A 12,131-nucleotide genomic window follows, 5' to 3' on the forward strand; every position below is an offset into this window, starting at 1 on the left:
GGCCGGTGGAGACGGTCCTGAGGCAGGTGAAGACGGTCGAGGTCAAGGGGCTCGTCAAGACCTTCGACGGGCACGTGCGGGCTCGGCGGGGCCGGGCGGAGCACGTGCGGGCGCTGGACGGCGTCGATCTCGCGGCGGAGCCCGGGGAGTACCTGGTGCTGCTGGGGCCGTCCGGGTGCGGGAAGACAACGCTGCTGCGCACCATCGCGGGGCTGGAGCAGCCCACGGAGGGCGAGGTGCTGATCGGCGGGAACGTCGTGAACGGGCTTCCGCCCAGGATCCGGCAGATCGCGATGGTGTTCCAGTCGTACGCGCTGTACCCGCACAAGACGGTGAAGGACAACATCGTCTTCCCGCTGCGCGCGGAGGGCATGCCCAAGGAGGAGCGCGAGAAGAAGGCTCGATGGGCGGCGGGGCTGCTGGAGATCGAGCCGCTGCTGCGCCGCAGGCCGCGGCAGCTGTCGGGCGGTGAGCGGCAGCGGGTGGCGCTGGCGCGCGCGCTGGTCCGCGACCCGGCGGTCTTCCTGCTGGACGAGCCGCTGTCCAACCTCGACGCGAAGATGCGCGCGACGGCCCGGGACGAGCTGAAGCGCTTCCAGGAGCGCGTCGGCACCACCACCATCTACGTCACCCACGACCAGGCGGAGGCGATGGGCCTCGGCGACCGCATCGCGGTGCTGGAGCAGGGCCGCGTCCGGCAGGTGGGGACGCCGCAGGAGGTGTACGACGACCCGTCCGACACGTTCGTGGCGACGTTCATCGGGTCGCCGCCGATGAACCTGGTCGAGCGGGACGGCGTGCTGGTCGGGTTCCGTCCCGAGCACCTGCTGCCCGCCGAGAACGTCGCGGAGGCGGAGCGGGTGACGATGCCGCTGCGGGTGGAGCGGATGGAGTACCTGTCCGGCGACCGGCACGTGTACGGGACGGTCTCCGGCATCGGCGCGGAGACCCGCGTGATCGCCCGGCTCCCCGCGACCGTGGGGACGCCGCTGGCGGCCGGGGAGACCCGGGAGTTCGCGGTGCCGGCCGGCCGGCTCCGGTTCTTCGACGCCGCGTCGGGCGAGCGGCGGGCCGCCGTCCCGCTCGGGGACGCACCGTGACGCGGGCGGAGGCGGCCCCGTCCCCGGCCCCGCATGGCGCCGGGGACGGGTCCGGGGGCGGGGCCGAGGCGCCGCGGGCGAAGGCCGGGCTCGCCGACCGGGAGGGCGTCCTCGCCTGGGTGATGCTGCTGCCGTCGGTCGTCTACATCGCCGCGCTGGTCGGCGTCCCGTTCCTGCTGGCGATCGCGTTCGCGTTCTCCGACGTGACGACCGGCGACCCGTCGTTCGACCTCGTCGGGTTCCGCAACTTCGACGCGGTCTTCGCGGACGGCGTGTTCTGGCGGGCGCTGCGCAACACGCTGGTGTTCACGCTGGTGAGCATGGCGCTGATCGTCCTGTTCGGGAAGATCCTCGCGAACATCCTGGTGGCCGACTTCCGCGGCAAGTGGGTCGTGCGGTTCCTGGTGCTGCTGCCCTGGACGACGCCCGTCGCGCTGTCGACGATCTCGTGGCTGTGGTTCCTCGACTCGATCTACTCGCCGGTCGACTGGGTGCTGCGCCACCTCGGGCTGATCGACGCGAACGTCGTGTGGCTCGGGCGGCCGGGCACCGCGATGGCGTCGGTGATCGCGGTGCAGACCTGGCGGCTGACCCCGCTGGCCGCCGTGATCGTGATGGCCGGGCTGGTGGCGATCCCCCGCGACATCGACGAGGCCGCGCGGATCGACGGCGCCGGGTTCTGGCGGCGGATGTTCGAGGTGACGATCCCGCTGACGCTGCCGGTGATCGCGGTCGCCGGCCTGTTCGGCGCGATCATGACGTTCACCGACATGACGGTCCCGTACGTGCTGACCAGGGGCGGCCCGACGCACTCGACGGACGTCCTCGCGTCCTGGGCGTACTTCCGCGGCATCGAGGGCGGCGACGTCGGGCAGGGCGCGGCGATCGCGCTGTTCCTGTTCCCGCTGCTGCTGGCCGGCGCGGTCGCCATCCTGCGGGCCGTACGACGGCTGGAGGCCGGATGACCGAGCACGGCGAAGCCGTCCGGGACGCGCCGGAGGCCCGTCCCCCGGACACGGCGGGCACCGACGTGGCGGCGCTGCGGCGCAAGTACGCGCGGCGGCACGTGGCGGCGCGGTGCGGGGTGTACGGGGCGGCGGTGCTGGCGGCGCTGGTGTGCGCGCTCCCGTTCCTGTGGAGCGTGATCAGCGCGTTCAAGCAGAACCAGGACCTCTACGACCCGGAGAGCAACCCGTTCTTCTTCAACAAGCCGGCCACGCCCGACCACGTGACGTTCCTGTTCACCGACACGCCGTTCCTGACGTTCGTGGTGAACACGCTGATCGTGGGCGCGGCGGTGGTGGCGGTGACGCTGCTGCTGGCCCTGCCGGCGGCGTACTCGCTGGCCCGGCTGGACCGGCCGTGGGGCACCCCGATGGGCATCGCGATCTTCCTGGTGTACCTGGTGCCGCCGTCGCTGCTGTTCCTGTCGCTGACCCGGGTCGTGGTGGCGCTGCGCCTGGAGGACACCCTCTGGTCGATGATCGTGGTGTATCCGACGATCACGGTCCCGGTGTCGGTGTGGCTGCTGATCGGGTTCCTGAAGGCCGTCCCGAAGGACGTCGAGGAGCAGGCCATGGTGGACGGCCACAGCCGGCTCGGCGCGTTCCTGCGGGTCGTCCTGCCGCTGGTGTTCCCCGGGATCGTCGCGGTGGTCGTGTTCGCCTTCACGCTCACCTCCAGCGAGTTCGTGTACGCGCTGGCGTTCGTGTCGGCGAGCCCGGAGATGGTGGTCAGCACCGGCGTGCCGACCCAGCTGGTCCGGGGGGACGTGTTCTTCTGGCAGTCGCTCCAGGCGTCCACGGTGATCACGGCGGTGCCGATCGCGTTCCTGTTCAACCTGTTCCTGGACCGTTTCGTCACCGGGTTCACCATGGGCGCGGTCAAGACGTGACGCCCACTGGTAGAGATGGAGGCACACGAAGATCCTGATGGAGGAGGTCGCCATGGCCAAACCGCCGCTTCCGCACGAGCACCTGCCCGAGGTGCCGTCGTTCACCGTCGAGAGCGACGACATCCGCGACGGCGAGCGCCTCGGGGACGCGCACGTCTTCGACGACTGGGGGTTCAGCGGGGGCAACAAGTCCCCGCACCTGCGCTGGTCGGGGTTCCCGGCGGAGACGAAGAGCTTCGCGGTGACCTGCTACGACCCGGACGCGCCGACCGGCAGCGGCTTCTGGCACTGGAGCCTGTTCGACATCCCCGCCGACGTGACGGAGCTGCCCACCGGCGCCGGTACCGCGGACTCCAAGGTCGGCGTGCAGGCCCGCAACGACTTCGGGACGAAGGCCTACGGCGGCGCCGCGCCGCCGCCCAACGGGCCGCACCGCTACGTGTTCACCGTGCACGCGCTGGACGTGGAGTCGCTCGGCATCGACTCCGACGCCTCCCCCGCCGTCGTCGGGTTCAACGTCACGGCGCACACGCTGGCCCGCGCCTCGATCATCCCCGTCTACGAGTCCTGACCCTTTCCGCCGAGGCCGCCCCGCCCGGGGCGGCCTCGGCCACGCCGGCTGGGCCGGGGGTCTGGCCAGGCTGCGCTCAGCCAGGCCACCCCTGTCACGCCGCCCCTGTCACGCCGCCTCAGCCAGGCCGTCCCTGTCACGCCGCTTCAGTCGGTGCCCACGAGGACGTCCCCGACGGCCGTGCGCCGGTAGAGCACCGACCGGCCGCTCCGCTCCCGCGTCACCAGCCCCGACTCGCGCAGGACCGCGAGGTGGCCGCCGATCCCGCCGAGGCTCATCCGGAACCGGGCGCTCAGCCAGGTCGTCGTGGCGGGCTCGGCGAGCACCCGCAGCAGTTCCGCGCGGGTGCGGCCGACGAGCCGGTCGAGGGCGTCGTCGCCGCGCCGCTCCCGGCTCTCCCAGAGGGCGGCCACGCCCCGCGCCCGGTACATCAGCGTGTACGGCCAGTCCTGTTCGAGGGCGACGCCCAGTTCGGAGAAGACCACGGGCACGAGGGTCAGCCCGGCGCCGCCCAGCCGGAAGGTGCCGTCGCTGCGGATGTCGGCCTCGATGACGCCGTCCCGCCACCGCACCTGGCTCGACAGGCCGTCCAGCGCCGCCGCCCAGCCGTAGGCGGCGAGCCGCCCGGCGCGGTGGACGATGTCGCGTTCCAGGATCGAGCGCAGCACCGCCCAATCCGGCTTCAGCAGGGCGCGCCACACGGTCTCCAGGCCGGTGGCGAGGCGGTCGGCCACGTCCGGTGCGTCCAGGACGTCCCGGATCACGGCGTCCGGCTCCGGCAGGCCGTCCAAGTTGCGGGCGATCTCCCGGCGCGCCTGGTCGAGCGGCGTCGCCCGGACGGTCGCGAGCTGCTCGGCGACGGTGAGGTTGGGCCGGGCGGGCGGCGGGACGACGAAGTCCGCCATGTACCCGTGCCGGCGGCGCAGGAAGGCCAGTGCCCGCACGGCCGGATCGCCGGCGATCTCCCGGTAGGCGGGCCGCGCCCGCTCCACCCACGGTCCGAGCGGCCCGACGGGCATCCGGCCCGCGACCAGGCCGAGCGCGGCGTGCACCTCGATCAGCGGCGCGACCCCGAACCGGCTGGCCGCGAGGTCCCCCGGCCCGACCTCGATGCGGTACATGTTTCGCTCCTCCCCGAAACATTGTCGCCGACCGGGCCCGGAGCCGCAGAGTCACCGCATGACCGCTCCCCCTTCCGACGCTTCCGCCTCGGCGCGGTACCGCGACGTCTTCGGCGTCACCGAGTTCCGGACGCTCTTCTCGCTGCAGACCCTGCTGGTGGCCGGCGACTCCGTCCGGACGATCGCGCTGTCGGTGCAGACCTACGCGCAGACGGGCTCGTCCGTCGCGGCCGCGCTCGTGTTCGCCGCCGGGATGCTCCCCTACGTGGTCGGCGGCGCGCTGCTGTTGTCGCTGGCCGACCGCCTCCCGGTGCGGCGGCTGCTGACCGGGTACCACGTGCTGCGCTTCGCCGCCACGGCCCTGCTCGCGCTGGGCGTCCTGCCGCTGCCCGCGGTCATGGCGCTGCTCGTCGCGGTGGGGCTGTTCGCGCCGGTCGGCGGCGCGGCGGTGCAGGCCAGGCTGCCCGCGCTGCTACCCGGGGACGGCTACGTGCTGGGCCGGTCGCTGTTCACGATGACCAGCGCGGGCGCCCAGATCACCGGGCAGGCGGCGGGCGGGCTGCTGCTGGCGGCGATCACCCCGGCGGCCGCGCTGTGGCTGGCGGCGGCGAGCGCGGCGCTGGCCGCGCTGCTGGCCCGCACCCGGCTCCCGGACGTCCCCCCGGCGGCACGGCCGGCGTCGGGTCTGCCGGGCGCGTCCGGTCTGGCGGGCGAGACGTGGCGGACGAACCGGCGGCTGCTCGGCCATCGCTCCACGCGCGGGCTGCTGCTCGCCGCGTGGCTGCCGATCTCCCTCTCGGTCGGCGCGGAGGGCGTCGTCGTGCCGTACGCGGCCGGGGCCGGGCGCCCGGACGCGGCGGGCCTGCTGCTCTCCGCCGCCGCGGCGGGCATGTTCGCGGGCAACTTCGTGGTGGGACGCTGGATTCCGCCGGCGACGCGCGAACGTCTCACGCTCCCGCTCGCCATGCTGACGGGCGCGCCCCTGCTGCTGTTCGTGCTCGAACCGGGCCTGGCGGCGGCGTGCGCGCTGATGGCGGCCGGGACGTTCGGGCTGGGCTACGAGCTGACCGTCCAGCGGCGTTTCGTGGACGCGGTGCCCGAGGAGATCCGCGGGCAGGCGCTGGGGCTGTCGGGCAGCGGGCTGATGACGTGCCAGGCGGCCGGTATCGGCGCGGCGGGCGCGCTGGGCGACCTCCTGGCGCCCGGCCACGTCATGGCGCTGTGCGGCGCCGCCACGATCATCGCCTGCCTGTGCCTGGCCCGCTCGCTGCGCTGACCTTCCGGGACGGCCACAGCAGCCATGCCTGGACCAGCCCCGGGCCGGTCGTCGCCGCGAAGAAGAGGGCGGTGTCGAGGGGGCCGGGGAGCTCGCCGAACGGGAAGACGGCCAGCATCCCGAGTATCGACAGCGGGCTGGTGACGAAGATGAGCCAGACGCCTATGAAGCCGGGGTCGTCCGAGAACAGCATGACGGCGAGGACGACCGCGCTCACCGCGAGGACGGTCAGCGTGTAGCCGATGGCCAGCACGAGCCGGATCCGGTCGGCCCGGCCGCGCCCCTCGAAGGACAGGATGTGGGGGGACATGCGGCCATCGTCGCCCTGGCGCGGCGGGCGCCGCTTGGGCGTTCGTGCTCAGCCGGGGCCGACCGCGTACTCAGTCCGGCCTCGGCTGAGTACGCGGCCGACCCCGGCTCCCGATGTCCCTGCTTCCTTGGGAAGGGCCTACTTCTCCCAGGGGAAGCGGTCGGCGAAGGCGGGCTTCAGGTCGTCCAGCCAGACCGCGTCGGGGTCGTAGTGGGCGAAGAAGGGCTTGCCGACCAGCTCGGAGTCTCGGCACTGGATGAAGTGCAGCGCGAACACCTTCTCGCCGAGCAGGTCGAGCACTCCGTCCACGCAGACCTTGCCCGGGGTCGCCGACATGGACGGCCCCCGGACGGTACGGGAGAGCCCGGAGACGTTCCTGTAGGCGTCCCGGAAGATGTCGTAGGCGCGGGCGAGCGGGACGGCGAAGTAGTCCTGCGGCCCGGTGTCGCGCTCCACGAACATGTAGTAGGGGATCAGACCCATCCGGGTCTGTGTCCGCCACATGGTCTCCCACGTCTTGGCGTCGTCGTTGATCGTCCTGATCAGGGGGGCCTGGGTCCGGATGACCGCGCCGGTGTCGCGGATCCGGCGGCACGCCTCGGCGACCATGAGAGGTTCGAGCTCGCGCGGGTGCGAGAAGTGCGCCATGAACGCGAGGTTCTTGCCGGACTCCACGACCTGCTCGAACAGGCGGAGCATCTCGTCGGCGTCCGGGTCGGTGACGAACTTCTGCGGCCAGTAGGCCAGCGACTTGGTGCCGATCCGGATGGACTCGAGCTGCTCCAGCTCCAGCAGCGGCTCGACGTAGCGGCGCAGCACCGGCTCGCCCATGATCATGGCGTCGCCACCGGTGAACAGGACGCTGGTCACCTCGGGGTGGGCGATCAGGTAGTCGCGCAGCGCGGTGGGCTCGTCACCGGCCATCTTCAGGTCGGCCTCGCCGACGAACTGGGCCCAGCGGAAGCAGTACGTGCAGTACGCGTGGCAGGTCTGGCCCTGTTTCGGGAAGTACAGCACGGTCTCGTCGTACTTGTGCTGCATCCCGGGGATCTTGCCGTCGCCGAAGCTCGGGATGTTGAGCTCCATCTGGCCGGCCGGGTGCGGGTTCAGCCGCATCCTGACCCGGTGGGCGGCGGCCTCGACCTCGGCCTTCGGGGCCTCGCGGCGCAGCAGGTCCGACAGGTGGGCGACGTCCTCGGCGGGGAGCATGTCCGGGCGCGGGAAGACGAGCCGGTAGATCGGGTCGTCGGGCGCGGCCGTCCAGTCGATGAGCTCCTCGATGACGTAGGCGTTGGTCCGGAAGGGCAGGACCGTCGCCACCGCCCGGGTCGCGAGCCGCTCGTCGGGCGACAGCCCGGCGCGAGCGGTGAGTTCGTCCAGGTGCTTCGCCGTGAAGGCGCGGAACTTGCGACCGGTGGATCGCACCGCGGGAGCCGCGTCGTTCACCAGTGTCACGTGTTGGTACTCCTTGCTGTCAGCGGGGAGGGCGCGCCCCGGCGCGCGTCGTCACGATCTGTGATCAGGAGTGCGCGGGACACCCCCATTCAACCGTTTGGGACGGGTTCATGCCGAATTGATACCCCCTACCGGGTCCGGACAAAGGCAGGTCAAGGACGATCCAGACAAATAGCCTGGACATCATCGTTGACGCCCCGTCTCCAGTACAACGACTACGGGACGTCAACTTCTCCGTCATCCCGGGGTGATTTCGGCCGCGCCCCGCCCGGCGCGCCGACGCTGCCAGCGGATACGCCCCGACCGGCCGCCCCGGCCCCCACGAACGGCGATCTTGGGAAATACTGGGCGGGGCGGGCAGGACCGAAGCGGCGTGGGCGGGGCGTGCGGCAGGGCGCGGGCGCGACCACGCGGCGTGAGGGGGGCCGGTGGACGCTGTCGGACGAGACGGGGCCGGACGAGACGCTGTCGGACGGAACGGGGCCGGACGGGACGAGCCGGGCGTCGTCCCCCTGCGGGTGGTCGTCTTCGCGACCGTCGCCGGGCTCAGCTACGCGACCTTCGTGCTGGAGAACCTCCTCAGCCCCAAGCTCGACTTCTTCAACGGCTACGTCAGCGAGCTGTCGGCCGCCGACCAGCCGTTCCACCTCGTCTACAGCGCGGGCGACTTCGTCACCGGGGTGCTGTCGATCATGGTGGCGGCCGGCACGCTGCGCCGGCTCACCCGCCGGCCCCTCGCCACGGCGGGCTGGGCGTTCCTCGGGCTGTTCGGCCTCTGCGCGATCGGCGACGCGTCCTTCCCGCTGGACTGCGCGCCCAGCCTGGAGACCTGGTGCGCACTGCGGGAGCGCTCCGAGCACGTGTCGTTCTCCCACGAGTTCCACTCGGTGACCAGCAGCGCCGTGGTCGTCTGCGGGGTCGCCGCGCTGCTGCTGCTGTCGCTCGCCGCCCGCCGCTACGGCTGGTGGCCGGCGCTCGCCCGCTGGGGCTGGCTGCTCGCGCTCGCCGAATCGGTGGCGGCACTGGGCACGATGGCCGCGATGTACCTGGGGCAGTGGCTCGGGGTCGTCCAGCGCGTGCAGATCAGCATCCTCGTCCTCGGCCTGCTGGTCATCGCCTGGGCGCTGTACGCCGACCGGCGGGACGCGGCGCGCACCCCGCCCGGCGGCACCCCTACCGCGAAGGAGGAGGCCCGGCTGTGAGCGGGAACCAGACCGCGCCGGACGGCGGCGCGATCGTCAACGTTGGGCGCGAGCAGGTGCACGTGGTCGAATCCGGCCCGGCGGACGGGCCGCCGCTGCTGCTGACGTCCGGACTGGGCGGCGCGTGGTTCGACTGGGCGCCGAGCGTCGAGCGGCTGCGGGCCGGGCACCGGGTGACGGTGTTCGACCGCCCCGGCCTCGGGCTCAGCCCGGCCGCGGTCGCGCGGCCGTCGCTGCGCCGCGATACCGCGATCCTGGAGGCCCTCGCGGAGCGGGCGGGCGGGCCGGTGACCGTCCTCGCGCACTCGATGGCCGCGTTCCCCGCCGAGGCCCTGGCCCGGCTGCGGCCCGCGCTCGTCCGGGGCCTGGTCCTGCTCGACCCCAGCTACGAGCGCGACCCGCGCGTGCGCGTCCGGGCGGCCGCCGCGCTGACCCCGCTCGCCACGGCCGCCGGCGCGCTCCTCGGCGCGACCCGGGTGGCGCGGTTCGCCGGGCCGCTCGGGCGCCGGCTGGTCCTCCGCCGCACCAGCCGCCGCGACGAGGCCGTCCCGGACCGCGTGGTCCGGGCGGTGTACGGGCGCGGGACGGTGATCGGCACGGTGATCGCGGAGGAGCTGGCCTACCGGGAGATGGCCGCCGACCTGGCCCGGCTGCGGGAGCGGCACCCGTTCCCCGCCGTCCCGCTGGTCGTGGTGACCGCGCTCGGCGACGTGGACAAGGGGGACCGGAAGCGCGAGTGGGCCGAGGGCCACGAGCGGCTCGCCCGGATGAGCACGCACGGGAGCCGGATCGAGCTGCCCGACGCCCTGCACATGGTCCCGCTCGACCGTCCCGACGTGGTCGCCGACGCGGTCGCCCGCATCGGCCGGGTCGAGGAGTCCGCGTGAGAAGCCCAGCCCGCGTGAGAAGGGGAGCCCGCGTGAGAAGGGGCCCGGCCCTCGCCCTGGCGGTCCTGCTCGCCCTGACGGTGTCGGGCTGCAAGGTCATGCAGCGGATCTCGGAGGGCGCGTACCGCAACGCGGTCTCCGACGGCGTCGTGGACGAGCTGGAGATCCGCGGCATCACGCTGAAGGAGCGCCCCGCCTGCGAGTCGCCGGTCCCCGCCACCGGCTCGGTGGTGCGGGTCACCTGCACGGCCCGGACGGCGGACGGGAAACGGGTCGTCGTCGACGGCGTCGCCACCGGCGCCGACACCGACCGCCCGCGCGAGCGCTACGTGGTCACCGTCGGCGGGCGCGAGGTGCTGCGCAAGGACTGCCTCGGCCTCGGCTGCGAGCGTCCGAACCGCTGACCCCGGACGGCAACGAATCCACCTGCTGATCCCAAAAACCCACCACTCGACGCATACGATCCCGTACTGTCGGTGATGTTGCCGTCGTGAAGATGAGTCGCAAGAAGGCCCTGATCCTGGGGTCCGCCGCGCTGATCGTGCTCGCCCTGGCCGGCGGGGTCTCGTACCTGGCGCTGTCCGGCGGCAAGGAGCTCAAGTACAAGACGCAGGCCGCGCTGCGCACCGCGCTGCCGGTCACGGCCGCCGCCGAGCTGAAGCAGCGCGGCGTGACGCTCGCCGGGCCGCTGAAGTGCGCCGACCTGCCCGGCTGGACGAAGGAGCGGCTGCGCGTCTCGTGCACCGGCACCACGGCCGACCGCAAGCGCGTCGACGTCCTCGGCACCGGCGAGACCAGGACCGCCACGTCCAACTACACGATCCTCGTGGGCGGGCGCCCGGTCGTGGAGAACGCGAGCTGCCTGGGCGCCGACTGCCGCAGCGAGGAGGCCGGCGGCCGGGGGTGATGGCCGGGGGTGATGGCGGGGGTGATGGCGGGGTGATGATCGCCACTCCGGCCGGGCGCCGCCAAGGCAGGTGAAGGAACGCCATACGATGCGATGAGCTGCATTGTTGCGGCACACCGCATTTTCCTTCCCTCTCCTGGAGCGGCCATGACCGGCACTGGCGAGCCGTCGCGTGCCGCCGCGCCCCGTCGCGTGCCGCCGCGCCCCCTGCCGGTCGCGGTCGACACGATGGGCGGCGACCACGCCCCCGGGGAGATCGTCGCCGGGGCGGTGGACGCGGTCCGCGAGCACGGCGTCCGGCTCGTCCTGGTCGGGCAGGCCCCGCGGATCAGGCGGGAGCTCGACCGGTACGGCTATCTCGGCAAGATCCCGATCGTGCACGCCGAGGAGGCCCTCGACATGGGCGAGGGCGCGCTCGCGAGCTGGCGCAAGCCCCGCTCGTCCATCGCGATCGCCTGCCACCTGATCAAGCAGGGCCGGGCGTCGGCGCTGGTCTCGGCGGGCAGCACCGCCGGGGTGGTGGCGACCTCGCGGCTGCGGCTGAAGGGCCAGCAGGGCGTGCTGCGCCCCGCCATCGCGGTGACGCTGCCGACCCGCCCGCGCCCGACGATCCTGCTGGACGCGGGCGCCACCGCCGACGTCAAGGCGGAGACGCTCGTCCAGTTCGCCGCGCTCGGCACCGCCTACGCGCAGATCCTGCTCGGCCCCGACCGGCCCACCGTCGGGCTGCTCAACATCGGCTCCGAGGCGGGCAAGGGCAACAAGCTCGCCAAGCGGGCGCACGAGCTGCTCGCCGGCGGCAGCCACGGGCTGGAGTTCGCGGGCAACGTCGAGGGCCACGACCTGCTCGCCGGCCGGGTCGACGTGATCGTCACCGACGGCTTCACCGGCAACATCGCGCTGAAGACGATGGAGGGGACGGTCGCCGCCGCGTTCAGCGAGGTCCGCGACGCGATGACCGCCAGCCCGGCGGCGCGGATGGGCGCGCTGCTCCAGCGGCGCCGCCTCCAGGACCTGCGCGACCGGCTCGACCCCGACACCTACGGCGGCGGCGTCCTGCTCGGCCTGAACGGCACCGTCGTGATCGCGCACGGCGCCTCGCGCGCCCGCGCGATCACCTCGGCGTGCGAGCTGGCGCACCGGCTGGCCGCCGGGCGGATCGTCGAGCGGATCCGCGAGCAGGTCGCCGCGACCCGCACCTCCCGGTTCGGCCGCTGGACGCACGGCGAGCGCGACGGCGACCGTCCGCCCGAGAAGCCCGAGAAGCCCGAGAAGCCCGCGGAGGCCCCGGCGCAGCCCGTCGAGGGGCCGCCCGCGCCGCGGCAGCCGGTCAGCGGGCCCGCCGGGGACACCGTCCCCGACCGCACCGAGCCGTAGCGGGAAAAACCGGGTCCGGTCGGCGGCGCCG

Annotated in this window: 13 protein-coding genes; 10 read left to right on the forward strand and 3 right to left on the reverse strand. The window is 73.4% G+C overall.

Going from position 1 to position 12,131, the window contains the following annotated elements; genetic code table 11:
* Window positions 1-5 precede the first annotated feature (5 nt).
* From CHF16_RS17530 to CHF16_RS17545, 4 genes are read left to right on the forward strand one after another with little or no spacing between them, the layout of a single operon-like run.
* On the forward strand, window positions 6-1,100 hold the full coding sequence (locus tag CHF16_RS17530; protein ID WP_218826705.1) for an ABC transporter ATP-binding protein: 1,095 nt from the start codon (window positions 6-8) through the stop codon (window positions 1,098-1,100).
* Window positions 1,097-2,065, forward strand: a complete 969-nt coding sequence (locus CHF16_RS17535) for a carbohydrate ABC transporter permease (RefSeq protein ID WP_218826706.1) — start codon at window positions 1,097-1,099, stop codon at window positions 2,063-2,065. The genes CHF16_RS17530 and CHF16_RS17535 overlap by 4 nt, the downstream gene beginning before the upstream one ends.
* Window positions 2,062-2,994: a carbohydrate ABC transporter permease gene (locus tag CHF16_RS17540; protein WP_089327119.1), complete on the forward strand. Its 933-nt coding sequence runs from the start codon at window positions 2,062-2,064 to the stop codon at window positions 2,992-2,994. The genes CHF16_RS17535 and CHF16_RS17540 overlap by 4 nt, the downstream gene beginning before the upstream one ends.
* 52 nt (window positions 2,995-3,046) lie before the next feature.
* Window positions 3,047-3,565: a YbhB/YbcL family Raf kinase inhibitor-like protein gene (locus CHF16_RS17545; RefSeq protein ID WP_089327172.1), complete on the forward strand. Its 519-nt coding sequence runs from the start codon at window positions 3,047-3,049 to the stop codon at window positions 3,563-3,565.
* Window positions 3,566-3,711: 146 nt separating this feature from the next.
* Here CHF16_RS17545 and CHF16_RS17550 read toward each other — a convergent pair whose 3' ends face one another.
* Window positions 3,712-4,686, reverse strand: a complete 975-nt coding sequence (locus CHF16_RS17550; RefSeq protein ID WP_089327120.1) for an ArsR/SmtB family transcription factor — start codon at window positions 4,684-4,686, stop codon at window positions 3,712-3,714.
* A 58-nt stretch (window positions 4,687-4,744) separates the two neighbouring features.
* Here CHF16_RS17550 and CHF16_RS17555 point away from each other — a divergent pair, with 58 nt between their 5' ends.
* Window positions 4,745-5,962 (forward strand): MFS transporter, encoded by a 1,218-nt coding sequence (locus CHF16_RS17555; RefSeq protein ID WP_089327121.1) that lies wholly within the window; start codon window positions 4,745-4,747, stop codon window positions 5,960-5,962.
* On the opposite strand, the gene CHF16_RS17560 is transcribed toward CHF16_RS17555, so the two are convergent.
* Together CHF16_RS17560 and CHF16_RS17565 are read right to left on the reverse strand one after the other, a co-directional pair.
* A complete protein-coding gene (locus tag CHF16_RS17560; RefSeq protein ID WP_089327122.1) occupies window positions 5,925-6,272 on the reverse strand; it encodes an SCO4225 family membrane protein in 348 nt (115 codons plus the stop codon). The two genes, CHF16_RS17555 and CHF16_RS17560, sit on opposite strands and share 38 nt — an antisense overlap.
* A gap of 138 nt (window positions 6,273-6,410) precedes the next feature.
* On the reverse strand, window positions 6,411-7,727 hold the full coding sequence (locus CHF16_RS17565) for a KamA family radical SAM protein (protein WP_089327123.1): 1,317 nt from the start codon (window positions 7,725-7,727) through the stop codon (window positions 6,411-6,413).
* A gap of 428 nt (window positions 7,728-8,155) precedes the next feature.
* Here CHF16_RS17565 and CHF16_RS17570 point away from each other — a divergent pair, with 428 nt between their 5' ends.
* From CHF16_RS17570 to plsX, 5 genes are all read left to right on the forward strand, one after another.
* Window positions 8,156-8,929 carry a DUF998 domain-containing protein gene (locus CHF16_RS17570; RefSeq protein ID WP_245868694.1) on the forward strand — a complete coding sequence of 258 codons (774 nt, stop codon included), beginning with the start codon at window positions 8,156-8,158 and terminating at the stop codon, window positions 8,927-8,929.
* A complete protein-coding gene (locus CHF16_RS17575; RefSeq protein WP_245868696.1) occupies window positions 8,926-9,816 on the forward strand; it encodes an alpha/beta fold hydrolase in 891 nt (296 codons plus the stop codon). Before CHF16_RS17570 ends, CHF16_RS17575 begins: the two co-directional genes overlap by 4 nt.
* Window positions 9,817-9,848: 32 nt before the next feature.
* Window positions 9,849-10,220, forward strand: a complete 372-nt coding sequence (locus CHF16_RS17580) for a hypothetical protein (RefSeq protein ID WP_089327124.1) — start codon at window positions 9,849-9,851, stop codon at window positions 10,218-10,220.
* A 92-nt stretch (window positions 10,221-10,312) separates the two neighbouring features.
* The gene (locus CHF16_RS17585; protein WP_089327175.1) at window positions 10,313-10,723 is read left to right on the forward strand and encodes a hypothetical protein; all 411 of its coding nucleotides are present in this window, start codon (window positions 10,313-10,315) and stop codon (window positions 10,721-10,723) included.
* 147 nt (window positions 10,724-10,870) lie between these two features.
* Window positions 10,871-12,100: a phosphate acyltransferase PlsX gene (plsX, locus tag CHF16_RS17590; RefSeq protein ID WP_089327125.1), complete on the forward strand. Its 1,230-nt coding sequence runs from the start codon at window positions 10,871-10,873 to the stop codon at window positions 12,098-12,100.
* Window positions 12,101-12,131 lie beyond the last annotated feature (31 nt).

It is taken from the genome of Actinomadura meyerae (assembly GCF_900188445.1).
Taxonomy (GTDB): Bacteria; Actinomycetota; Actinomycetes; order Streptosporangiales; family Streptosporangiaceae; genus Spirillospora; species Spirillospora meyerae.

Coding starts and splice junctions, on each gene's coding strand:
- CHF16_RS17550 (WP_089327120.1), bottom strand. CDS start 4,686: ATGTACCGCATCGAGGTCGGGCCGGGGGACCTCGCGGCCAGCCGGTTC.
- CHF16_RS17560 (WP_089327122.1), bottom strand. CDS start 6,272: ATGTCCCCCCACATCCTGTCCTTCGAGGGGCGCGGCCGGGCCGACCGG.
- plsX (WP_089327125.1), top strand. CDS start 10,871: ATGACCGGCACTGGCGAGCCGTCGCGTGCCGCCGCGCCCCGTCGCGTG.
- CHF16_RS17555 (WP_089327121.1), top strand. CDS start 4,745: ATGACCGCTCCCCCTTCCGACGCTTCCGCCTCGGCGCGGTACCGCGAC.
- CHF16_RS17545 (WP_089327172.1), top strand. CDS start 3,047: ATGGCCAAACCGCCGCTTCCGCACGAGCACCTGCCCGAGGTGCCGTCG.
- CHF16_RS17585 (WP_089327175.1), top strand. CDS start 10,313: ATGAGTCGCAAGAAGGCCCTGATCCTGGGGTCCGCCGCGCTGATCGTG.
- CHF16_RS17540 (WP_089327119.1), top strand. CDS start 2,062: ATGACCGAGCACGGCGAAGCCGTCCGGGACGCGCCGGAGGCCCGTCCC.